Raw genomic sequence first — 20,903 nt, forward strand, 5'->3', positions numbered from 1 at the left:
CAGCCCAAGGGTCTTAGGCGCGGTCGCGCTGCACGGCATAGGCGCCGCCGCCCAGCAGGGACTGGGCCAGCAGAGCCACCGCCCAGAATGCCGGAAACTCCCAGCCGCCGCCCTCGTTGGAAAAGAAGAAGCCCGCGGCCCCATGGGGGACGTAGATCGAGCCCAGCAGGATCGGCACCAGGGCCAGCGACACCTGGCGGGTGCGGATGCCCAGGATCAGGGCGATGCCGCCCAGAAGTTCGGCGGCGATGACAAGATAGGCAAGCGGCCCGGGCAGGCCGAGGCTGGCGAAGTAGGCCGCGGTGCCGGCGGGCGTAAAGACGAAAATCTTCAGCCCGGCATGGGCCAGGAACAGCGCGCCCGACGACACCCGCAGCAGGGCGGCGGCAAGATCGGCACGGCTGGCCTGCGCGGCCGCTGACAGGCGGGCGGTATCGGGTGCAGTGGCATGGGTCATCGGATCGGTCCTTTCAGGATGGGACGCATCTGCGTCGTCGTCCCGGCCAACATGGACCCGGCTGAGGCGCGCGATAATCCGGGGAACTGGAAGATCATTGCATCCCCTATGGAAGGAATGGATCCCGCACCTGTCCCCGCTGCGCTGCCCCCTTGTAGCGATCAGCCAGGAAATCGACCAGAAGGCGGATCTTGGCCGGCAGGTGCCGGCTGTGAGGATAGATCGCATGGACAACGTAGGGCGTCGTCTCGAAGTCCTGCAGGATGCCGCGCAGGCGGCCGTCGCGAAGGGACCGGCCGGCCACGAAGCTGGGCACGCGGGCCAGACCCAGGCCGGCCTCGGCGGCGCGCAGGCAGGCCTCGGCGTTAGAATAGCGGATGCGGCCGCTGACCGGCACCACCCGGGCGCTGCCGTCGGGCAGGCGGAACGGCCAGCGATCGGGCGTCGGGAAGTTGGTGTCGATCACGCAGTCATGCCCTGCCAGATCCTCCGGCCCCTCGGGCTCGCCCCTTCGGTCGAGATAGGCCCCTGCCCCGACCACGACGATCCGCACGTCGCAGAGCCTGCGGGCCACAAGGCTTGAATCCACAGGCCGGCCGACGCGGATCGCCAGGTCGAAGCCTTCCTCGACCAGATTGGCGACCCGGTCCGAAAAGGTCACATCCAAGTCGATCCGCGGAAAGCGCAGCGCGAAATCGTCAAGCGCCGGAGCCAGCTCGACCACCCCGAAGGTCAGGGGCGCGGTCAGCCGAAGCCTGCCGCGCGGCGTTTGCGAGACGTTGCGGACCGCCGCATCAAGATCGTCATAGTCGTCCAGCAGCGCCCGCAGCCGGTCGTAGTAGGCGGCCCCGGCCTCGGTCAGAGAGATCGAGCGGGTCGTGCGATTCAACAGCCTCACGCCCAGTTCGGCCTCGAGCCGGGACACCAGCTTCGAGGCCTGGCCTGAACTGGCGCCGAGCCGCTGGGCGGCAGCGGTGAAGCTTCCGGTCTCGATCACGGCGACGAACATCCGGTCGCAGTCAAGTCGATCCAATCGCGCCCCCCGGGGATCACCGCCGCCGATGCCTGAAGACCCTGCCATCATTCCCCCGAAAATGCCCCGCTGCCAAGGATCACGGCCTTTGCCCGCAGCCGCCTGCAAATCGGGCAGCCGCGGGACCAGAGGCAGGCGGCAGAGGAGCCGGGAAAGTTTTGGCTTGCAACGTGACCTAAGGGAACTACGGTGAACCAATCACAAATTGGTTTGCGCGATGCCCCTGCCTTCCCCGACCGACACGCTGATGCGGCTTGACCACCTGTCGCTGAAGGTGCCGCCTCATCAGGCGCCGCTGCTGGACGGCGTGTCGCTGTCGGTCCGCCGGGGCGAGACGCTGTGCATCGTCGGCGAATCCGGCTGCGGCAAGAGCCTGACCTCGCTGGCGATCATGGGCCTGCTGGCGCCGGGCCTGCGCGAGGGGCTGTCGGGGCGGATGACCTTCGACGGCAAGGCCATCGACCTGAGGGACCGGGCCGCCGTCGCAAGCCTTCGCGGCCGCCGGATCGGGATGATCTTCCAAGAACCCATGTCCAGCCTGAACCCGGCCTACCGGGTCGGCGACCAGATCGCGGAAGCCTGGCGGCGCCACAACCCGGGCGACGGGCGCGATCAGGCTCTGGCGATGCTGCGCCGCGTGGGCATTCCCGCCCCCGAACGGCGGATGCGCGACTACCCCCACCAGATGTCGGGGGGAATGCGCCAGCGGATCATGATCGCGATGGCCCTGGTCAACAACCCCGACCTGCTGATCGCCGACGAACCGACCACCGCGCTGGATGTGACCATCCAGGCGCAGATCCTGGACCTGATCGCCGAACTGCAGGGGGATGGCCGCATGGGGACCATCCTGATCACCCACGATCTGGGGGTCGTCGCCGAGATCGCGACCACCGTCGCCGTCATGTACGCCGGGCGGGTGGTCGAGACGGGCCCGGCCGATGCCATCTTCTCCGATCCCCAGCATCCCTACACCATCGGCCTGATGTCGTCGGTCCCGCGCCTGCGCGGCCCGCGGATGCGGCTGTCCACGGTTCCCGGCATCGTGCCCTCGATCGAGACCATGCCGGGGGGCTGCCGCTTCTCGACCCGCTGCCCCTTCGCCCAGCCCCGCTGCCGCGCCGAGGCCCCGCCGCTGGCCGACGTGGCGCCCGCCCATCGCGCGGCCTGCCACTTCGCGCCGCTGGAAGCCAACTGGAGGGGCGCGGCATGACCGAGCCGGTCATCAGGGCCCGGGGCCTGGCCAAGCGATTCCCGGTGGGCAGCGGGGTTCTGCGCAAGCCGCGGATGCTTCACGCCGTCGATGGGGTCGATCTGACGGTCCATCAGGGCGAAACCCTGGCCATCGTGGGCGAATCGGGCTGCGGCAAGTCCACCCTGGCCCGGCTGCTGATGCGGCTTCTGACCCCGACCGAGGGGCAGATCCACATCGACGGGCGGGACATGTCGGACGTGACCGGCCGCCAGCTGCGCGCCCTGCGCCGCGACGTCCAGTTCATCTTCCAGGACCCGTTCTCGTCGCTGAACCCGCGCCTCAGCGTGGCGCGGCTGGTGGGCGAGCCTCTCGAGGCGCATCGCCCCGAGATGACCGCCAGCGACCGCCGCGCCGAGGTGGCGCGCCTGTTGCGACAGGTGGGGCTGCGTCCGGAACACATGGACCGCTATCCGCACGAGTTCAGCGGCGGCCAGCGCCAGCGCATCGGGATCGCCCGGGCCTTGGCCTCGGGGCCCCGGGTGCTGATCGGCGATGAGCCGGTCAGCGCGCTGGATGTCAGCGTGCAGGCGCAGGTCGTCAACCTGCTGTCGGATCTGCGCGACAGGCTGAACCTGACGCTGATCGTGATCGCCCATGACCTCGCGGTGATCCGGCAGATGAGCGACCGCATCGCGGTGATGTATCTGGGCCGGATCGTCGAGACGGGTCCCACCGACGCCATCTTCGCCGCGCCCCGCCACCCCTATACCCGCGCCCTGCTGGCGGCCATTCCCGGCCCCGAGGGCGGCGCGGGCCGGACTGCGCTGAAGGGCGAGACGCCCAGCCCGCTGGACCCGCCCTCGGGCTGTCACTTCCGCACCCGGTGCCCCTACGCCATCGACCGCTGCGCCGAGCGGCGCCCCCCGCTGGAGGACGCGGGCGGGACCGAGGTGGCCTGCATCCGGTGGCGCGAGATCGGGACCGACGCGGCCCTGCCGGACCAGCCCCCGCCCCTCAGCACCGGCGCCAGGACCCGCTTCGCCATGTATCGCGACGCGCTCGCGCAGCGCAGCGACGACTAGAAAAACAACAGGACAACAGGAGAGAACCTCACATGCCGCTTCGTAGAACCCTGCTTCTGGCCGCCTTGTTCGCCAGCACCGCGCTGGGGGCGCAGGCCCAGACCCTGCGCATCGGTCTGGAAAGCGATCCCGACGCGCTGGACCCGGCGCGCAGCCGGACCTTCGTGGGCCGCATCGTCTTCACGGCGCTGTGCGACAAGCTGATCGAGGTGACGCCCGAACTGGAACTGACGCCGGAACTGGCGACGGAATGGACCGTCAGCGACGACGGCCTGACCATCGACATGACCCTGCGCGAGGGGGTGGTGTTCCACGACGGCACGCCCTTCGACGCCGAGGCCGTCAAGGCCAACATCGAGCGGTCGCAGACGCTGGAGGACAGCGTGCGCAGGTCCGAGATCACCTCGATCGAGCGGGTCGAGGTGGTGGACCCGACCCATGTGCGCCTGCATCTGTCTGCCCCCGACGCGCCGCTTCTGGCGCAACTGGCGGACCGGGCGGGCATGATGCTGTCGCCCGCCTCGTTCGACACGGACGTGGCCGCCAACCCGGTATGCTCGGGTCCGTTCCGCTTCGTCAGCCGCGTGGCCCAGGACCGGATCGAACTCGAGAAGTTCGACGACTACTGGAACGCCGACGCCATCAAGCTGGAAGGCGTGACCTATCTGCCGATCCCGGATTCCACCGTGCGCCTTGCGAACCTGCGCTCGGGCGATCTGGACCTCATCAACCGGCTGGCCGCGACCGACGTGCCGACGGTCGAGGGCTCGGGCGATCTGTCCTTCCAGCGGGCGGACGGCCTGGGCTACCAGGGCATCACCTTCAACACCGGCAACGGGCCGCGCGCGGAAACGCCCTTCGGACAGGATGCCCGCCTGCGCGAGGCGCTGTCGCTGGCGATCGACCGCGAGGCGATCAACCAGGTGGTCTTCGCGGGGCTGAACGCCCCCGCCAGCCAGTTCGTCCCCCAGGTCAGCCCCTATTTCGACCCGGCCTTCCCGGTGCCCCCGCGCGACGTCGAAAGGGCCAAGGCCCTTCTGGCCGAGGCGGGCTATGCCGACGGCGTCGATCTCGAGCTTCAGGCGCCCAACACCCCCGAAAGCCAGCAGGTCGTCCAGATGATCCAGGCGATGGCGGCCGAGGCGGGGATCCGCGTCAACATCGTCGCCAAGGAATTCGCGACCATGCTGGCCGATCAGGCGGCCGGCGATTTCCAGGCCAGCCAGGTCGGCTGGTCGGGGCGGATCGACCCGGACGGCAACATCTACGGCTTCGTGACGACCGAAGGCGGCTTCAACGACGGCAAGTATTCCAACCCCGAGGTCGATGCCCTTCTGGCCGAGGCCCGCAGCACCAGCGACATGGAGCGCCGCAAGGAGCTTTACCATCAGGCCAACGTCATCCTCGATGCCGACAAGCCGCTGTTCTACCTGTACAACGAGGCCTGGCTCTATGGCGTGTCGAATGACGTCCAGGGCTTCACGCCCAGCCCCGACGGCATGATCCGCCTCGAGGGCGTCACCCTGGCCGAGTGAGCCCTGGCCGGACCGGGGCACGTCCCGGTCCGGCGCCTTCCTTTTCCGCCGCCGCCCTTGTCCGCCGCCTGCCAGGGCATCTTCGCCGATGGGCGCGCCGTCACGATGCAAGGTTTCACCATGCTCTCCTATCTCGGCCGCAGGCTGCTGATCTCGATCCCCACGCTGATCCTGATCTCGATGTTCGTCTTCGCGCTGCAGAAGATGCTGCCGGGCGACCCGGTCCTGGCGCTGGCCGGCGAGGATCGCGACCCCGAGACGCTGGCGCGCCTGCGCGAACTCTACCGGCTGAACGAGCCGGTCTGGGTCCAGTATCTTCTGTGGGTCAGGGGCGTGGTGCAGGGCGATCTGGGCGAATCGATCCGCACCGGGCTGCCGGTCAGCACGATGATCGCGCAGAAGCTGCCGGTGACGATCCAGCTTGCGGTGATGTCGATGATCTTCGCCGCGCTGATCGGGATCCCCGCGGGGATCCTCTCGGCCGTGAAGAAGGGCACGCTGACGGACTATCTGGCCAACATCGTGGCGCTGTCGGGCCTGTCGATCCCGAATTTCTGGCTGGGGATCATGCTGATCCTGCTGGTGTCGGTGAACTGGCAGCTTCTGCCCGCATCGGGCTATGTGCCGCTGAGCGAGGATCCGGTGCAGTCCATCCGCACCATGCTGATGCCGGCCTTCGTGCTTGGCACCTCGCTGGCGGCGTCGCTGATGCGGCACACGCGGTCGTCCATGCTGGGGGTGATGGGCCAGGACTATGTCCGCACCGCGCGCGCCAAGGGCCTGGCCGAGCCGACGGTGGTGATGCGCCACGCCTTCCGCAACGCGCTGACGCCTGTCGTCACCCTGTCGGCGCTGCTATTTGGCGAACTGATCGCCGGGGCGGTCCTGACCGAGCAGATCTTCACCATCCCGGGCTTTGGCAAGATGATCGTCGATGCCGTGTTCAACCGCGATTACGCGGTCGTCCAAGGTGTCGTGCTGGTGACGGCCCTGGGCTTCATCCTGATGAACCTGGTGGCCGACGCCGCCTATGCCCTTCTGAACCCGCGCCTGAGGACCGGCTGATGACCGAACCCACCGCCGCCGCCGATCCCATCGACCCTGCGCTTCACCGCCGCCCCAGAAGCCGCGTCTGGCGAAAGCTGCGCGGCCATCGCAGCGCCCTTGTCGGCGCGGTTCTGGTGGGCATCTTCGCGCTTCTCGCGCTGTCGGCGCCGGTGCTTCCGATCCCCGACCCCGCCGCCGCCGATTGGAGCGCGATCCGCCAGGCCCCCTCGGCCGCCCATTGGCTGGGGACGGACGAACTGGGCCGGGACCAGTTGTCGCGGATGATCTGGGGGGCGCGCGCCTCGCTTCTGGCGGGGGTCGTCTCGGTCGCCATCGCCATCGTCATCGGCGTGCCGCTGGGCATTCTGGCGGGCTATTTCGGCGGCTGGATCGACGCCGTCATCTCGCGCTGCACCGAGGCGCTTCTGGCGATCCCGTTCCTGATCCTCGCCATCGCCCTGGCGGCGTTCCTGGGCCCCTCGCTGACCAATGCCATGATCGCCATCGGCATCGCCGCCACGCCCGTGTTCATCCGCCTCACGCGCGGGCAGGCGATCAGCGTGGCCGCCGAGGACTATGTCGAAAGCGCCCATGCCGTGGGGCTGGCGACGCCGGTGATCCTGCGGCGCTACATCTTTCCCAACGTCCTGCCGCCCATCCTGGTGCAGGCCACGCTGACCGTCGCCAGCGCGATCATCGCCGAGGCGTCGCTGTCGTTTCTGGGCCTGGGCCAGCAGCCGCCCGCGCCAAGCTGGGGGGCCATGCTGAACGTGGCCAAGGGCTTCATGTCGCAGGCCCCCTGGATGGCGCTCTGGCCGGGGGTGGCGATCTTCCTGGTGGTGCTGGGCTTCAATCTTCTGGGTGACGGATTGCGCGACGCCCTGGACCCCCGAGAAGACTAAAGGAGACACCATGACCAGCTTCACCACCCGCCCTGACATCCGGGGCACCTTCGGCACCGTCGCCTCGACCCACTGGATCGCTTCCGCGGCGGGGATGGGGGTTCTGGAACGCGGCGGCAACGCCTTCGACGCGGCGGTGGCGACGGCGCTGGTGCTGCAGGTGGTCGAGCCGCACCTGAACGGGCCGGCGGGCGATCTGCCGGCGCTGGTTCATGTCGCTCGCACCGGCGAGACGCGGGTGCTGTGCGCCCAGGGCGTCGCGCCCAGGGGCGCCACGATGGACCACTATCGCAGCCATTTCGGGGACGGGCTGATCCCCGGCTCGGGGCTTCTGGCAACGGTCGTGCCGGGCGCGTTCGACGGCTGGATGCTGATGCTGCGCGATCACGGCAGCATGGACCTTGCCGATGTCCTCGCCCCCGCCATCGGCTATGCCCGCGACGGCCACCCGGTGCTGCCGCGCGTGTCCAAGACCATCGCCGATCTGGCGGACTTCCTGCGCAGCGAATGGCCGACCAGCGCCGCGACCTGGCTTCCCGGCGGCGACGCGCCAGCGCCCTGGACGCTGTTCAGGAACCCCGATCTGGCGGCCACCTGGCAGCGGATCGTCGACGAGGCCCAGGGCGACACGCGCGAGGCGCGCATCGACGCGGCGCGCAGGATCTGGTCGCAGGGCTTCGTCGCCGACGCGATCTGCAGCTATCTGGCCGAGGCCTCGGTCATGGATGTCTCGGGCAGCGCCCACTCCGGCGTCCTGTCGCGCGAGGATCTGGCGGAATGGCGGGCAAGCTGGGAAGCCCCGCTGTCGGTCGAGCATCACGGCTGGACGGTATACAAGACCGCGCCCTGGTCGCAGGGGCCGGTGCTGCTGCAAACCCTCCAGATCCTCAAGAACGTCGATCTGGCCGCGATGGACCCGATGGGCGCGGATTTCGTCCATGTCGTGACCGAGGCGATGAAGCTGGCTTACGCCGACCGCGAGGCCTATTACGGCGACCCCGATCACTTCGACATCCCGATGGATGTGCTGCTGTCGGACGACTACGGGGCCCGGCGCGCCGCCCTGATCGGCCCGCGGGCAAGCCTCGAGCAGCGCCCGGGGCGCCTGCCGGGTCTGGAACATCTGGCGGATGACGCGATCGCCCGCGCCGCCACCGACTTCGAGGCCGCCCGGGGCGTCACGGCGGGCGAGCCGACGATGGCGCATCTGACCGACAGGCGCGGCGACACCGTCCATATCGACGTGATCGACCGCTGGGGCAACATGGTCAGCGCCACCCCGTCCGGGGGCTGGCTGCAATCGAGCCCCGTCGTGCCCGGGCTGGGCTTCCCCTTGAACAGCCGCGCGCAGATGTTCTGGCTGCGCGAGGGGCTGCCCAGTTCGCTGAAGCCCGGCGCGCGCCCGCGCACCACGCTGACGCCCTCGCTGGCGGAAAAGGACGGCACCCGCATCGCCTTCGGCACGCCCGGCGGCGACCAGCAGGACCAGTGGCAGCTGATCTGGTTCCTGCGCTACGTCCATCACGGGCTGGGGATGCAGCACGGCATGGACAGCCCGCTGTTCCACACCAGCCACTTCCAGTCCAGCTTCTATCCGCGCGAAGTGCGTCCCGGCGCGCTGATGGTCGAACCGGCCTTCGGCGAAGAAGTGATCGCCGATCTGCGCGCCCGGGGCCACGACGTCACGGTTGCCGAACCCTGGAGCGTGGGCCGGCTGACCGCGGCCCGGCGAGAGGCCGACGGCATGCTGACCGCCGCCGCCACGCCGCGCCTGATGCAAGCCTATGCCGTGGGGCGCTGAACATGACCTGGTCCATCATCGCCCGTGACGACACCAGCGGCGACATCGGCATCGCCGTGGCAAGCCGGTTCTTCGCCTGCGGCTCGCTGGTGCCCCATGTGGGACGGCAGGCGGCCTTCGCCACGCAGGCCTTCGTGAACCCGGTCTGGGGTACCGAAGGCCTGGCGCGGCTGGAGGCCGGAGAGCCCGCGGACGCCGTGCTGGCCGATCTGGTGGCACGCGACCGGGGTCAGGCACAGCGCCAGGCCCATGCCATGGATGCCCAAGGCGGTATCGCGGCGCATACCGGATCGGATTGCGTGCCCTGGGCGGGCCACTTGTCCGGTGCCGGCTGGTCCATCGCCGGCAACATGCTGACCGGGCCCGAGGTCATCGCCGCCACCGCCCGGACCTACGCGGCGCGCGCCGACCTGCCCTTCGCCGACAGGCTGCTTGCGGCCATGCAGGCCGGCGAGGATGCCGGCGGCGACGCGCGCGGCCGGCAGGCGGCCGGCCTGCGCATCCACCGCGGCGAGGCCCATCCCTGGCTGGATCTGCGCGCGGACGACCATGCCGACCCGCTGGCCGAACTGCGCCGCCTGCTGGCAGTCGCGCGCGAACGCTATCTGTTCGTGGCCGAGATCATGCCCACGCAGGCCAATTTCAGCGGCGCCCCGGATCGTGCCGACATCGACCGCCGCATCCGCGAGGCCGAGGAGGCCCGCCAGGCTGCCGGCCTGCCCAGCCTCTCGCACGCCACCCCCAGGACCTGAGAGATGCAGGCCATGACCCTGACCGCGCTTCTGGAACTGGCGGCGGTGGCCGTGGGGGCCGGGATCGCGGGCGGCATCCTGGCCGGGCTTCTGGGCGTCGGGGGCGGCATCGTCATCGTGCCCGCGCTCTATTTCGCGCTGACGCTGACGGGCATGGACCCGGCCCTGACGATGAAGGTTGCGGTGGGCACGTCGCTTGCCACCATCGTCTTCACCTCGCTGGTCTCGGGCTGGGCCCACCACAGGCGCGGCGCGATCGACACCAGGCTTCTGCGGCTCTGGGCGCCGTCGATCCTGGTCGGCGTGGTGATCGGCAGCCTCTTGGGCGGGATCGTGTCCGGCAGCGTCCTGATCGGCGTCTTCGCGACGGTCGCGCTGATCGTCGCGGCCGACATGATCCTGCGCAAGGGACGATCTGACCCCGAGCCGAAAGGCTTCCCGCCATCGGTCTGGGCGGCCTTCGGCATCCTGACCGGCACGCTCAGCGCGATGATGGGGATCGGCGGCGGCACCATCGGCGTGCCGCTTCTGAACTTCCTGGGCTACGACATCCGCCGCGCCGTGGGAACATCGGCGGCGATCGGCTTCCTGATCGGGCTTCCCGGCGCCCTCATCTACGCGCTCACCGGGATCGGCCTTGATGGCCTGCCGCCGTTTTCGGTGGGCTTCGTGAACCTTCTGGCGGCGGCCGTCATCATCCCGCTGTCCACCCTCTTCGCGCCGTTCGGGGTGCGCCTGGCCCATACCATACCGCGCCGTGCCCTGCGGCTGGCCTTCGGAGGCTTCCTGCTTCTGACCTCGCTGCGGATGTTCGTCGATCTGGCGGGGTCCTGAGCATGGAGCCCGCCGACCGGAACCTGCGCTCCGTCATCGCGGCCCTCGATCCGGTCCTGGCAGAGGCCCGAGCGAAGGGCGGCCGGCTGCCGCCCGAGCGTGCCCTCTGCGACAGCCTGGGCGTGCCGCGCCGCCGCCTGCGCCTGGCCCTGGACGAGTTGCAGGCCCGCGGCATCGTCTTTCGCCGGCACGGCCAGGGCACCTTCGCGGTGCCCCCGCCCCATCCCGACGCCAGTCGCCGCCGGCTGCTGGCCGGGGATCTGACGCTGGACCAGTTGATGGACGTCCGCCGCCGGATCGAGCCGCGCCTGGCGGAACTGGCGGCCATTCATGCCCGCCCCGAGGATCTGGACCCGCTTCGCGACCTCATGCAGCGCTCGCGGGACGCCGCCACGCCGCAGGACTACGATCTGGCCGATGAGGTGTTCCATTACCGCATCGCCCAGCTTGCCGGGAACGCGCTGTATCTCGAGATGTACGACCTGATCCGGCAGATGCGCCGCGAGGCGAACTGGCGCGCGCGGCGGGCCGAGACGAACATTCCCGAGATCATGCGCATCCTGGGCGAACAGCATCGCGCGATCTTCGATGCCATCGCCTCGGGCAACTCGCTTCAGGCGGGCGCCGCACAGCGCCTGCACCTGCGCTTCGTGGCCTCGACCGTCTGAGCCCCGGGCCGGTTTCCCACAAATGTGACTTTCATGCCAGCATGTTGACGGCCTCATGCTGGCCATGAACCAGAGGGGGCCGCACTTCTGGCTGAGCGCACAGCCGATGAGGCGCATTCAGTTTATCTTTGCTAACCTTCGAGGACGGGTCCGGTCCGACGACTGCAATATGCTGAGCGACATCACCGACGCTTCATCGGCAAGATGCTGCCGCAGCCTGTAGAAACCCTGGCGCGGCTCCTGCCGCTGGCCAAGTTGCTGAACTTGCTGGACCGGCCCGAGGACCAGGCCCCGGATTTGGGCCGCGATCTCTCGGAGACCCTGAAGGAGATCGCCGCGCAGATGCGCTTGTTGCGCCAGGCCATGGCGGGCGCAGAGGATAGTGCCCCAGGGCATGGTGTATGAGCGCCGACCCCCGGAAAGATTAGGGTTCGATCAGGATGCCACGGCGGGCAGCCTGACGTTGGGATTGTCGGTGACGCGGGCGAGCGTTTCAAGGCTCATATAGCGCCGGGCGACGGTCCACTCGTCGTTTGTCTCGAGCATCAGCGCGCCGACGAGACGAATGACTGCATCATCGTTCGGAAAGATGCCGATCACGTCAGCGCGTCGCTTCACCTCGCGGTTCACCCGTTCCAGTGGATTTGTGCTGGCGATCTGAGCCCAGTGTTCGCGGGGGAAGGACATGTAGGCCAGCACGTCGTCACGGGAGGCGTCCATCAGGGCGCCCAGCTTCGACTGCTTCTCACGCAACGCATCCGCGACGATATCCCACTGCTTTTCCGCCTCGGCCTTGGTTTGCCTCGAGCGAAGATCGTCTTCAGCATCGCCGCCATGGCGGTGCGGCTCTTGGCTGGAGCATGGGCCAAGGCGTTGCGCATCCAATGAACCCGGCATCTCTGGTGGGTTGCGTTGAAGACCCGGCGCGCGGCGGCCCGCAGACCCTTGTGGTCGTCGGCGATTACCAGCTTCACGCCGCGCAAACCGCGGTCGGCTAAGGAGCGCAGGAACTTCATCCAGAACGCCTCGGCCTCAGAGAGGCCAGTCGCGACCCCCAGCACCTCGCGCTTGCCATCCTCGTTCACGGCGACAGCGATTATCACGGCATGGCTGACAATCCGCCCGCCTTCGCGCACCTTCAGGTAGGTCGCGTCGAGCCACAGGTAGGGCCAAGCGCCCTCCAACGGACGGCTCAGGAACGCATTCACCCGCTCGTCGATCTCGGCGCAGAGGCGGCTGACCTGGCTTTTGGACATGCCGCCTGCGCCCATGGCCTTGACCAGGTCGTCGACCGAGCGGGTTGAGACACCGTGAACATAGGCTTCCTGGATCACCGCCACCAAGGCCTTCTCGGCTGTGCGGCGCGGTTCCAGAAAGCTGGGAAAGTAGCTGCCCTTCCGGAGCTTCGGGATCTCCAGCGTGATCCGCCCGGCACGGGTGTCCCAATCGCGGTCACGGTATCCGTTGCGCTGAACCTCCCGCAGGGGCGTTCGCGCCCCCTTGGCAGCCCCTGTCCGCGCCTCAACTTCGGCTTCCATGATCCGCTCGGCCGCAAAGGCCAGCATCTCGCGCACGAGATCGCCATCAGCCTGCTTCTCAACCAGCTCGATTAGCGCCATTCTGTCATTGGTCATCGTCGTCTCCATTCCAGGTTTCAGGTCTTGCAACCCAAACCTACTCCGAAGATCGGCGATGACCGCCAGCGTTACCTACGGCCGCGCGCTGCGCTACGCCAAAGGCTCCGCGCGCGGCCTCCTACACCACCACATGGGACACAGCCGATATATTGACAGGCGAGTTGTCGCTTGCCCAAGATTGGCGGCAGACATCCCTGCTGTTTGTTGGATCAAAAATTGACCTACGGTGTTCGTTTGCACGTCTGGGGGCCTCGTGCCCTGTTCACCCGCCCCGAATTGAAGGTCGAACGCACGTCCTATGACGTGATGCCGCCGTCGGCCGCGCGCGGCATCCTGGAAGCCATCCACTGGAAGCCTGCCATCCGCTGGGTGATCGACCGCATTCACGTGCTGGAACCGATCAGCTTTCAATCCATCCGCCGCAACGAGGTCGGACATAAGGCCCCGGCGGGCACGATTAAGCGGGCGATGAACCGAGGCGACTTGATGGGCGTGCAATTGCTGGTCGATGAGGATCGTCAGCAGCGTGCCTCTACCGTGCTGGTGAACCCCGCCTATGTGATCGAAGCACATTTCGAACTGACCATCCGCGCCGATGCCTCGGACACCGAGGGCAAGCACCTGGACATCTTCAATCGCCGCGCCGCGCGCGGGCAGTGCTTTCACCAGCCCTGTCTGGGCACCCGCGAGTTCGCCGCCAGTTTTACGCTGATTGAACCGGGCGCACCCGTGCCCGGTCCTCAAGGCCCCGGCTGGGGCGATCTGTGCCGCTACGGCAGGCCCACGGCGACCCCGGCGCCGTTCCGGGCGCCCGATGCAGAAACGGCGGACCTTGGCTTCGGCACGCCGCGCGATCTGGGCTTCATGCTGTGGGACATCGACCACGCCGCCCCCGGTCGCCCGTCGCTGCTGTTCCGCGCCACGCTGCGCGACGGCGTGATCGACGTTCCACCCTCCGGCAGCCCCCAGGTGAAACGATGAGCCTGCTGGCCGCCCTGGTCCGCGCCTATGACCGCCTCCCCGACAGGCCGGTTTTTGGTTATTCGTCCGAAAAGATCGGCTTCTGCGTTGTGTTGAATGCCGATGGTTCGGTGGCCGAGGTGGCGGACCTGCGCGGGGACGACAAGAAGCGCAGTCCCGGGATGATTTTGGTGCCGCAGGCAAAGAAGCGGACGGTCGGGATCGACCCGAACTTTCTGTGGGACAAGACGGCCTATGTGCTGGGCGTGACCGGGGGCGCGGGCAAGCGCACCGCCGAGGAGCATGCGGCCTTCAAGGTAAAGCACCTGGACTGGCTGGCCGACGCAACGGATGAGGGACTCGTGGCGCTGCGCCGCTTTCTGGAAAGCTGGTCGCCGGAAGGATTTGCCCCGCCGACCTGGCATGACGATGTTCGCGACCAGAACCTGGTGTTCCGCCTGTCATCCGAGTTCACCTTTCTGCACGACCGCCCGGCTGCCAAGGAATTGTGGAGAAGGGTCGGGGCCGAAGCGGCCTCGGACCCACAGATTTGCCTTGTCACGGGCAACGCCGCCCCCGTGGCGCGGCTGCATCCGTCGATCAAGGGTGTATGGGGGGCGCAATCCTCGGGCGCCAGCATGATCTCGTTCAATCTGGACGCCTTCACCTCCTATGGCCACGAACAGGGGGACAATGCCCCCGTGTCCGAGGCTGCCGCTTTTGCCTATACCACCGCGCTGAACTGTTTTCTGGCCGACCCCAACCACCGTATCCAGATCGGCGACGCCTCGACGGTGTTCTGGGCCGACTGCCAGGATCAGGCAGCCGCCGAGGAGGCGGACAAATGGGCGGGCATCATGTTCGGGGCGCGTGCTAAAGCCGGTGACGACGAAGGGATCGCGGAAAACAGGATCAAGGAAAAGCTGCTGCTGATGCGCGACGGCAAGCCACTGTCCCGGATCGCCCCCGGACTGGCCCATGGCGTGCGCTTTCATCTCCTGGGCTTGGCACCGAACGCCGCGCGCCTGTCGGTGCGGTTCTGGTGGGAAAGCGATTTCGGCACGCTGGCCGCAAACTATCGTCGCTATCTGGCCGAAATGGCGATTGAACCCCCGCCCCGCGATGACTGGCCGCCCTTGTGGCGTTACCTGGCCGAACTGGCCGTTTTGGGCAAACGGGAAAACGTGCCTCCGCTGATCGCAGGCGACTGGATGCGTGCGATTGTGATGGGAACGCCTTATCCCCTGACGCTGCTGTCCACGGTGCTGATGCGCATCCGTGCCGATGGCGCGGTAAACGCCCTGCGCGCCGCAATCCTGAAATCCGTCCTGATCCGCAATTTCAATTCGAAGGAGGCCCCTGTGGCTTTGGATCCCGCCAATACGAACAAGGGCTATATTCTTGGCCGGCTGTTCGCCGTCTATGAAGAAGTCCAGCGTGCCGCACTAGGCGGAAACGTGAACGCGACGATCAAGGACAAGTTCTATGGCTCGGCTTCGGCTACACCGCAAAAAGTGTTCCGCACCCTGGACGCGAGTTCCCAGAACCATTTCTCGAAACTGCGCAAGCAAAGTCCGGGCCGTGCGGTTAATCTGGAAAAGCTGCTCGGATCGATCACCGATCTGATGGATCCCGGCGACGATCCGATCCCGGCTTCGCTGGCCAGTGCTGAACAGGCGCTGTTCGGGATCGGCTATTACCATCGCCCCTTATGCGGGGGCGTGGATCGAAACCCGCGCTACCACGTCCTCAAGGATGGATCCCCAGTCGCCCCTTATGCGGGGGCGTGGATCGAAACGGGTGACAGCGGACACCGATCCCCATCCGAAGATGGTCGCCCCTTATGCGGGGGCGTGGATCGAAACTCTTGGTCGATTGAAGAAAAGACCGAGATAGACCGTCGCCCCTTATGCGGGGGCGTGGATCGAAACACGATGGACGAGGCGAAGCGGGCCGGGCTGGCGAGTCGCCCCTTATGCGGGGGCGTGGATCGAAACCTATGGGCTGACCCCTACTACAAGGGACCGGCTTGTCGCCCCTTATGCGGGGGCGTGGATCGAAACGCGCAAGCCCCGCCGGCTCAAGACCGTCACCCGAACGTCGCCCCTTATGCGGGGGCGTGGATCGAAACGGGATCCGCTTGCTCTGGTGGGACGTGATCTGGGCGTCGCCCCTTATGCGGGGGCGTGGATCGAAACCGACGCGATACGCGCCCGTGGAACCGCGCCGGATGTCGCCCCTTATGCGGGGGCGTGGATCGAAACACTCTGCCCTTGATGCGCTGGGCCGGGACGGTCCGTCGCCCCTTATGCGGGGGCGTGCCGGGCGGATCACGCTGGAGATCCCGAAGCTCCGGAAGGGCAGCTACTTTCCCAGCTTTCTGGAACCGCGCCGCACAGCCGAGAAGGCCTTGGTGGCGGTGATCCAGGAAGCCTATGTTCACGGTGTCTCAACCCGCTCGGTCGACGACCTGGTCAAGGCCATGGGCGCAGGCGGCATGTCCAAAAGCCAGGTCAGCCGCCTCTGCGCCGAGATCGACGAGCGGGTGAATGCGTTCCTGAGCCGTCCGTTGGAGGGCGCTTGGCCCTACCTGTGGCTCGACGCGACCTACCTGAAGGTGCGCGAAGGCGGGCGGATTGTCAGCCATGCCGTGATAATCGCTGTCGCCGTGAACGAGGATGGCAAGCGCGAGGTGCTGGGGGTCGCGACTGGCCTCTCTGAGGCCGAGGCGTTCTGGATGAAGTTCCTGCGCTCCTTAGCCGACCGCGGTTTGCGCGGCGTGAAGCTGGTAATCGCCGACGACCACAAGGGTCTGCGGGCCGCCGCGCGCCGGGTCTTCAACGCAACCCACCAGAGATGCCGGGTTCATTGGATGCGCAACGCCTTGGCCCATGCTCCAGCCAAGAGCCGCACCGCCATGGCGGCGATGCTGAAGACGATCTTCGCTCGAGGCAAACCAAGGCCGAGGCGGAAAAGCAGTGGGATATCGTCGCGGATGCGTTGCGTGAGAAGCAGTCGAAGCTGGGCGCCCTGATGGACGCCTCCCGTGACGACGTGCTGGCCTACATGTCCTTCCCCCGCGAACACTGGGCTCAGATCGCCAGCACAAATCCACTGGAACGGGTGAACCGCGAGGTGAAGCGACGCGCTGACGTGATCGGCATCTTTCCGAACGATGATGCAGTCATTCGTCTCGTCGGCGCGCTGATGCTCGAGACAAACGACGAGTGGACCGTCGCCCGGCGCTATATGAGCCTTGAAACGCTCGCCCGCGTCACCGACAATCCCAACGTCAGGCTGCCCGCCGTGGCATCCTGATCGAACCCTAATCTTTCCGGGGGTCGGCGCTCATACACCATGCCCTGGGGCACTATCGTTCTGCAGCCGGAAGTGCTACAATGAACATTACCATTCTCTAGAAAAGATCGCACGACTTGAGGCGAAGGCAACGCGACCAGAATGTGCCCACTGCGGCAAGGCGGTTGCGCCGTCGCGATTTGCCCATGCCATCTACTGCAGCGTGACGTGCAACAATCGCGCCCGCCGGCATCCGAAGGTTTGCCTGCACTGCCGGAAAGAGTTTATGGCCCGTAGGCAAGACTGTCAGTATTGCAGTCAAGCCTGCGTCGATTATGGCGTGCGTATCAAGCACCCGCCGATAGCATGTGAGTGGTGCAGCAAGATCATTGAGCGACCGCACATGTCCAGGAAGCGGTTTTGCTCCCACCGCTGTTCAGGCAAGGCCGGAATGGATGTCCGGCTGACCGCGCGAGGGCACTCCCCTCTCCTTAGCCCAGTGCGCCTCGATGCCATGCTGGAGCGGGTGAAAAGGGTGAGGTAGGTTTATCCTCTCGGCCTGACAAAGCGGTCAAGCGCCTCTGCCACCAACGTGTCAAAGCTTCGTCCAGTGCGCCAGTGTTCAGCCGCCACGAATAGAAGCCGTTGATGGTAGGTGATGTTCGGCTCTTTATATACGCGATTAGGAAATCGGCGTCGGTAGCGGATGGCCGCGGAGAATGTCTCATCGTCGCCCTGATGGAGAGCGCGCAACAGGCGCAAATCCATTCCTTCGGCGTCAAGATACTCAAGAGCCTTGACCAGCTTACCAGTGTCCTGCTCAGGTCTCATTCCGATGTCCTTGGCAGATGCCCCCGCTCTTTGAGCCAGTCGCGCAAGATGATCGTGACCAAGGACGAGACTGACCTGTCATCAGCAGACGCTGCACGGTCTAGCGCCTCCTTCATTTCGTCAGGAACACGAAACGAGAGCGCCGCTTGCTTTGCCATTAACACATTCCCACACGTTTTGTGTTGACTTGTGTGGAAGTGTATGACGATATGAGCGGGCGGGCAAGGTGTTCCAGCACCAAGCCCGGCCCTAACCGAAACCCGATCTTAGAGGAGATCGAGCATGGCTGATCATTGCCATAACACCTCCGGCTCGCCTACACAAACCAGCCGCCGCAATCTGCTTAAGGCACTGCCTGCCGTTGGCATCATGCCTGCTGTGGCAGGCTTCCCGGCGCTGGCAGATGCGGACACACCGGTCATGCGGTTGTTCAGGGAGCGGGAGAAGCATCGGGCGTATCTTGACAGCCCCGAAGGGCTGGCCCTGCCTGACCCGGAGTTCAACGCCGTGCTGGGTGTCTGCCACGACCTCGAAGTGCGAATGATCAATACGCCCTCTCAGTGCGCGCAGGACTTTATCGCCAAGCTCCTGTCGTGGACGGACGAGGGCGCTCTTGGAGCGCCTGAACCGGAGGAATTTCCCGGCTTCTGGGCCGAGGCCCGCGCGCTGATGTCGGCATGAGCAGCGCCGAGGTAGAGTTCAAGGGACTGCGGCTGCAACCCCCTATGACAACCTTTGCACGGCGATCGGCTTGATCCAAGCCCATATCCTGGCCGGCGACCCGCCCCATCCCAGAGAAGATGTTTGGCAACGCGCACTTCCCGCAAGCAGGACTGCAGACCACAGGCGCGAGGCTGGTGGCGAGTGGCCGGCAAAGGACGCAGCCTGACCATCAACGCCCGACCAAGGCCGGGCGCTTGATTCCCGTAACGTCCCGCAGCATCCGCTTTCAGATGGGGGGACAGCAGGGGGAACATCAAAGGCCTGATGCCGTTTTCGCACCTAATAACAGACACTTAAGTAGCATGATGGCGGAGGGGATGGGCCTGACGTCGAACCTTCTCCAGTCTAAGTCATTGTTTTTATTGATCGCACGCACCCTCGACGGAATGGCGAGACCCGACCTCCTGTATGACCTGCGACGCGGGCCGACGGATCCTACCTGATCGCGGGCTGGATGCCGGTCGACGAGTTCGCCGATCTGCTCTCGCTCGACTTGGACGAAGATCGCGACTTCGAGACAGTTGCAGGACTTGTCCTCGACGAAGTGGGCCAGTTGCCGGAAGTGGGGCAGCGCATCGACCTGCAAGGCTGGGGGGTCGAGGTGGTCGATATGGACGGTCGGCGCATCGACAAGCTTCTGGTGCAGAAGGCGGCGGCCTGAGCCCGCCGCCGCTATCCTGGATTTAGGGCCAGATCGCCCAGACATAGACGAGGTAGCCGGCGAGCAGGACCGCGCCCTCCCATCGCGCGATCCTGCGCCCGGTCCAGGCGAAGGCGACCAGCGCCAGCGAGACGCCGATCATCACGAGGTTGTCGAAGCTCACGATCTCGGCCGGGACCACGCCTGGCGCGATCAGCGCGGTGAAGCCGCCGATGCCAAGGATGTTGTAGATGTTCGAACCGACGATGTTGCCGAAGGCCACGTCGCCCTGCTTTTTGAGCCCGGCGACGATGGAGGTGACGAGTTCCGGCATGGAGGTGCCGACCGCGACGATGGTCAGCCCGATCACTGTCTCTGAGATGCCGAAGCCACGCGCGAGCGATACGGCGCCGTCGACGAGGAACTTGCCGCCGAACACGACGAGCACCAGTCCGGCGACGGCGATCAGGGCTGAGACGAGGAGCGACGCCTGTGGTGGCGCCGGAGGGGCGAGCGCGGGATCTACCTCCTGCAAGGCGATGCTCTTGTCGTAGACCGCTCCGTGATCCGGGGTGGCGGCGCGCTCTTGCCGGAAGGCAAGAAAGATGTACCCAACGAGCGCAAGGATGAAGACCGCGCCTACGGCCCGCCCCATGGGCATCACCGCAGCGGCTGCCGCGAAGGCCACGGCCACGGCCAGCATCACCAGACCGTCGCGCTTGAGAGCCGACGACGCCACGATAATCGGGCTCAGGAGTGCCGCGATGCCCGCGATCAGCAGGATGTTGGCGATGCTGGAACCGACGATGTTGCCGTACGCGATCCCCGGCGCATCCGAAAGCGCGGCCTGCACGGACGTTACGAGCTCGGGCGTCGAGGTGCCGAAGCCCACCAGCGTTAACCCAATGACAAGTGGCGAAACGCCCAAGCCCGTGGCGACCTGCACGGCCCCGCGCACCAACAGTTCGCCGCCTGCAATCAGCAAGACAAGGCCGCCAATAAGCGGCAACCAGATTTCCAACACGTTCAAACTCCGTACGTTTTTTGATTGAGACCCTAGGGTCAGTCCCTATAAATCTTTCTTGCACGCCAGCATGTTGACTGATTCATGCTGGTCATGAACCAGAGCAATACAAGATACTTCTGGCTGAGCGCGGAGCAGATGCGACGCATTCAGCCCTTCTTTCCCAAAGCGCGAGGGCGTGCCCGATCTGACGATTGCAAGGTGCTGAGCGGCATCATCTATGTCAAGCGAAACGGTCTTCGCTGGCAAGATGCGCCAGCGGTCTATGGCCCTTACAAGACCCTGTATAACCGGTTCGCCCGCTGGTCCCGGATGGGCATCTTCGCCAGAATATTTCAGGAGCTGGCGCAACCAGGCGCTCAAGGCGACACGCTGATGATGGACAGCACATTCCTGAAGGCGCACCGCACCGCGGCCAGTCTTCGAAAAAAGGGGATCGTCCGCGCGCGATCGGACGCACGAAAGGCGCGGAGGGGATGGGCCTG

General features: G+C 66.5%; 17 protein-coding genes, 5 pseudogenes and 1 CRISPR repeat array. Of the genes and pseudogenes, 16 read left to right on the plus strand and 6 right to left on the minus strand.

Going from position 1 to position 20,903, the window contains the following annotated elements; all coding sequences use genetic code 11:
• Positions 1 to 13: 13 nt before the first annotated feature.
• Positions 14 to 457, minus strand: coding sequence for a DoxX family protein (locus tag ACZ1HC_RS04120; RefSeq protein ID WP_472698882.1), 444 nt, complete (start codon positions 455 to 457; stop codon positions 14 to 16).
• A gap of 106 nt (positions 458 to 563) precedes the next feature.
• Entirely contained in the window at positions 564 to 1,490 is a 927-nt protein-coding gene (locus ACZ1HC_RS04125) for a LysR family transcriptional regulator (RefSeq protein WP_472698883.1), read from the minus strand.
• A 217-nt stretch (positions 1,491 to 1,707) separates the two neighbouring features.
• Between ACZ1HC_RS04125 and ACZ1HC_RS04130 the strand changes: the two genes are divergently transcribed.
• From ACZ1HC_RS04130 to ACZ1HC_RS04175, 10 genes are all read left to right on the plus strand, one after another.
• Positions 1,708 to 2,703 carry an ABC transporter ATP-binding protein gene (locus ACZ1HC_RS04130; protein WP_472698884.1) on the plus strand — a complete coding sequence of 332 codons (996 nt, stop codon included), beginning with the start codon at positions 1,708 to 1,710 and terminating at the stop codon, positions 2,701 to 2,703.
• Entirely contained in the window at positions 2,700 to 3,767 is a 1,068-nt protein-coding gene (locus ACZ1HC_RS04135) for an ABC transporter ATP-binding protein (protein ID WP_472698885.1), read from the plus strand. Before ACZ1HC_RS04130 ends, ACZ1HC_RS04135 begins: the two co-directional genes overlap by 4 nt.
• 32 nt (positions 3,768 to 3,799) lie before the next feature.
• Positions 3,800 to 5,302 (plus strand): ABC transporter substrate-binding protein, encoded by a 1,503-nt coding sequence (locus ACZ1HC_RS04140; RefSeq protein ID WP_472698886.1) that lies wholly within the window; start codon positions 3,800 to 3,802, stop codon positions 5,300 to 5,302.
• A gap of 120 nt (positions 5,303 to 5,422) precedes the next feature.
• Positions 5,423 to 6,367: an ABC transporter permease gene (locus tag ACZ1HC_RS04145; RefSeq protein WP_472698887.1), complete on the plus strand. Its 945-nt coding sequence runs from the start codon at positions 5,423 to 5,425 to the stop codon at positions 6,365 to 6,367.
• Positions 6,367 to 7,251, plus strand: a complete 885-nt coding sequence (locus tag ACZ1HC_RS04150) for an ABC transporter permease (protein WP_472698888.1) — start codon at positions 6,367 to 6,369, stop codon at positions 7,249 to 7,251. Before ACZ1HC_RS04145 ends, ACZ1HC_RS04150 begins: the two co-directional genes overlap by 1 nt.
• A gap of 10 nt (positions 7,252 to 7,261) precedes the next feature.
• Positions 7,262 to 9,052: a gamma-glutamyltransferase family protein gene (locus tag ACZ1HC_RS04155; RefSeq protein WP_472698889.1), complete on the plus strand. Its 1,791-nt coding sequence runs from the start codon at positions 7,262 to 7,264 to the stop codon at positions 9,050 to 9,052.
• A 2-nt stretch (positions 9,053 to 9,054) separates the two neighbouring features.
• Positions 9,055 to 9,804, plus strand: a complete 750-nt coding sequence (locus tag ACZ1HC_RS04160; RefSeq protein WP_472698890.1) for a DUF1028 domain-containing protein — start codon at positions 9,055 to 9,057, stop codon at positions 9,802 to 9,804.
• A gap of 12 nt (positions 9,805 to 9,816) precedes the next feature.
• Positions 9,817 to 10,638, plus strand: coding sequence for a sulfite exporter TauE/SafE family protein (locus ACZ1HC_RS04165; RefSeq protein WP_472700779.1), 822 nt, complete (start codon positions 9,817 to 9,819; stop codon positions 10,636 to 10,638).
• Positions 10,639 to 10,640: 2 nt separating this feature from the next.
• Entirely contained in the window at positions 10,641 to 11,306 is a 666-nt protein-coding gene (locus tag ACZ1HC_RS04170; RefSeq protein WP_472698891.1) for a FadR/GntR family transcriptional regulator, read from the plus strand.
• 204 nt (positions 11,307 to 11,510) lie between these two features.
• Positions 11,511 to 11,711, plus strand: a complete 201-nt coding sequence (locus ACZ1HC_RS04175) for a hypothetical protein (RefSeq protein WP_472698892.1) — start codon at positions 11,511 to 11,513, stop codon at positions 11,709 to 11,711.
• 30 nt (positions 11,712 to 11,741) lie between these two features.
• Here the strand turns inward: ACZ1HC_RS04175 and ACZ1HC_RS04180 are convergent.
• Positions 11,742 to 12,940 (minus strand): annotated as a pseudogene (locus ACZ1HC_RS04180) (IS256 family transposase).
• A gap of 171 nt (positions 12,941 to 13,111) precedes the next feature.
• On the opposite strand from ACZ1HC_RS04180, the gene cas5c reads away from it, so the two are divergent.
• The 3 genes and pseudogenes from cas5c to ACZ1HC_RS04195 form a co-directional block, all read left to right on the plus strand.
• Entirely contained in the window at positions 13,112 to 13,924 is an 813-nt protein-coding gene (cas5c, locus tag ACZ1HC_RS04185) for a type I-C CRISPR-associated protein Cas5c (protein WP_472698893.1), read from the plus strand.
• A pseudogene (cas8c, locus tag ACZ1HC_RS04190) lies at positions 13,921 to 15,549 on the plus strand (type I-C CRISPR-associated protein Cas8c/Csd1); the annotation flags it as partial. The gene cas5c and the pseudogene cas8c, both read left to right, overlap by 4 nt.
• Before the next feature lie 55 nt (positions 15,550 to 15,604).
• Positions 15,605 to 16,167: direct repeats of the CRISPR family, unit length 32 nt; unit sequence GTCGCCCCTTATGCGGGGGCGTGGATCGAAAC.
• A gap of 53 nt (positions 16,168 to 16,220) precedes the next feature.
• A pseudogene (locus tag ACZ1HC_RS04195) lies at positions 16,221 to 17,221 on the plus strand (IS256 family transposase); the annotation flags it as partial.
• Between the two features lie 525 nt (positions 17,222 to 17,746).
• Here the strand turns inward: ACZ1HC_RS04195 and ACZ1HC_RS04200 are convergent.
• Both ACZ1HC_RS04200 and ACZ1HC_RS04205 read right to left on the minus strand, forming a co-directional pair.
• A complete protein-coding gene (locus ACZ1HC_RS04200) occupies positions 17,747 to 18,031 on the minus strand; it encodes a hypothetical protein (protein ID WP_472698894.1) in 285 nt (94 codons plus the stop codon).
• The gene (locus tag ACZ1HC_RS04205; protein ID WP_472698895.1) at positions 18,028 to 18,189 is read right to left on the minus strand and encodes an Arc family DNA-binding protein; all 162 of its coding nucleotides are present in this window, start codon (positions 18,187 to 18,189) and stop codon (positions 18,028 to 18,030) included. The genes ACZ1HC_RS04200 and ACZ1HC_RS04205 overlap by 4 nt, the downstream gene beginning before the upstream one ends.
• Positions 18,190 to 18,313: 124 nt before the next feature.
• On the opposite strand from ACZ1HC_RS04205, the gene ACZ1HC_RS04210 reads away from it, so the two are divergent.
• Together ACZ1HC_RS04210 and ACZ1HC_RS04215 are read left to right on the plus strand one after the other, a co-directional pair.
• The gene (locus ACZ1HC_RS04210) at positions 18,314 to 18,712 is read left to right on the plus strand and encodes a hypothetical protein (RefSeq protein ID WP_472698896.1); all 399 of its coding nucleotides are present in this window, start codon (positions 18,314 to 18,316) and stop codon (positions 18,710 to 18,712) included.
• A 475-nt stretch (positions 18,713 to 19,187) separates the two neighbouring features.
• Positions 19,188 to 19,415 (plus strand): annotated as a pseudogene (locus tag ACZ1HC_RS04215) (transporter associated domain-containing protein); the annotation flags it as partial.
• Positions 19,416 to 19,437: 22 nt separating this feature from the next.
• On the opposite strand, the gene ACZ1HC_RS04220 reads toward ACZ1HC_RS04215, so the two are convergent.
• A complete protein-coding gene (locus ACZ1HC_RS04220) occupies positions 19,438 to 20,418 on the minus strand; it encodes a calcium/sodium antiporter (protein ID WP_143794656.1) in 981 nt (326 codons plus the stop codon).
• Between the two features lie 93 nt (positions 20,419 to 20,511).
• Here ACZ1HC_RS04220 and ACZ1HC_RS04225 point away from each other — a divergent pair.
• A pseudogene (locus ACZ1HC_RS04225) lies at positions 20,512 to 20,885 on the plus strand (IS5 family transposase); the annotation flags it as partial.
• Between the last annotated feature and the right edge of the window lie 18 nt (positions 20,886 to 20,903).

It is taken from the genome of Paracoccus sp. BR5-17, assembly GCF_055693925.1.

Bases quoted from the DNA above. Each gene is read 5' to 3' on its own strand.
- ACZ1HC_RS04120 (WP_472698882.1), bottom strand. From the start codon at position 457: ATGACCCATGCCACTGCACCCGATACCGCCCGCCTGTCAGCGGCCGCG.
- ACZ1HC_RS04130 (WP_472698884.1), top strand. From the start codon at position 1,708: ATGCCCCTGCCTTCCCCGACCGACACGCTGATGCGGCTTGACCACCTG.
- ACZ1HC_RS04135 (WP_472698885.1), top strand. From the start codon at position 2,700: ATGACCGAGCCGGTCATCAGGGCCCGGGGCCTGGCCAAGCGATTCCCG.
- ACZ1HC_RS04140 (WP_472698886.1), top strand. From the start codon at position 3,800: ATGCCGCTTCGTAGAACCCTGCTTCTGGCCGCCTTGTTCGCCAGCACC.
- ACZ1HC_RS04145 (WP_472698887.1), top strand. From the start codon at position 5,423: ATGCTCTCCTATCTCGGCCGCAGGCTGCTGATCTCGATCCCCACGCTG.
- ACZ1HC_RS04150 (WP_472698888.1), top strand. From the start codon at position 6,367: ATGACCGAACCCACCGCCGCCGCCGATCCCATCGACCCTGCGCTTCAC.
- ACZ1HC_RS04155 (WP_472698889.1), top strand. From the start codon at position 7,262: ATGACCAGCTTCACCACCCGCCCTGACATCCGGGGCACCTTCGGCACC.
- ACZ1HC_RS04160 (WP_472698890.1), top strand. From the start codon at position 9,055: ATGACCTGGTCCATCATCGCCCGTGACGACACCAGCGGCGACATCGGC.
- ACZ1HC_RS04165 (WP_472700779.1), top strand. From the start codon at position 9,817: ATGACCCTGACCGCGCTTCTGGAACTGGCGGCGGTGGCCGTGGGGGCC.
- ACZ1HC_RS04170 (WP_472698891.1), top strand. From the start codon at position 10,641: ATGGAGCCCGCCGACCGGAACCTGCGCTCCGTCATCGCGGCCCTCGAT.
- ACZ1HC_RS04175 (WP_472698892.1), top strand. From the start codon at position 11,511: ATGCTGCCGCAGCCTGTAGAAACCCTGGCGCGGCTCCTGCCGCTGGCC.
- ACZ1HC_RS04200 (WP_472698894.1), bottom strand. From the start codon at position 18,031: ATGAGACCTGAGCAGGACACTGGTAAGCTGGTCAAGGCTCTTGAGTAT.
- ACZ1HC_RS04205 (WP_472698895.1), bottom strand. From the start codon at position 18,189: ATGGCAAAGCAAGCGGCGCTCTCGTTTCGTGTTCCTGACGAAATGAAG.
- ACZ1HC_RS04210 (WP_472698896.1), top strand. From the start codon at position 18,314: ATGGCTGATCATTGCCATAACACCTCCGGCTCGCCTACACAAACCAGC.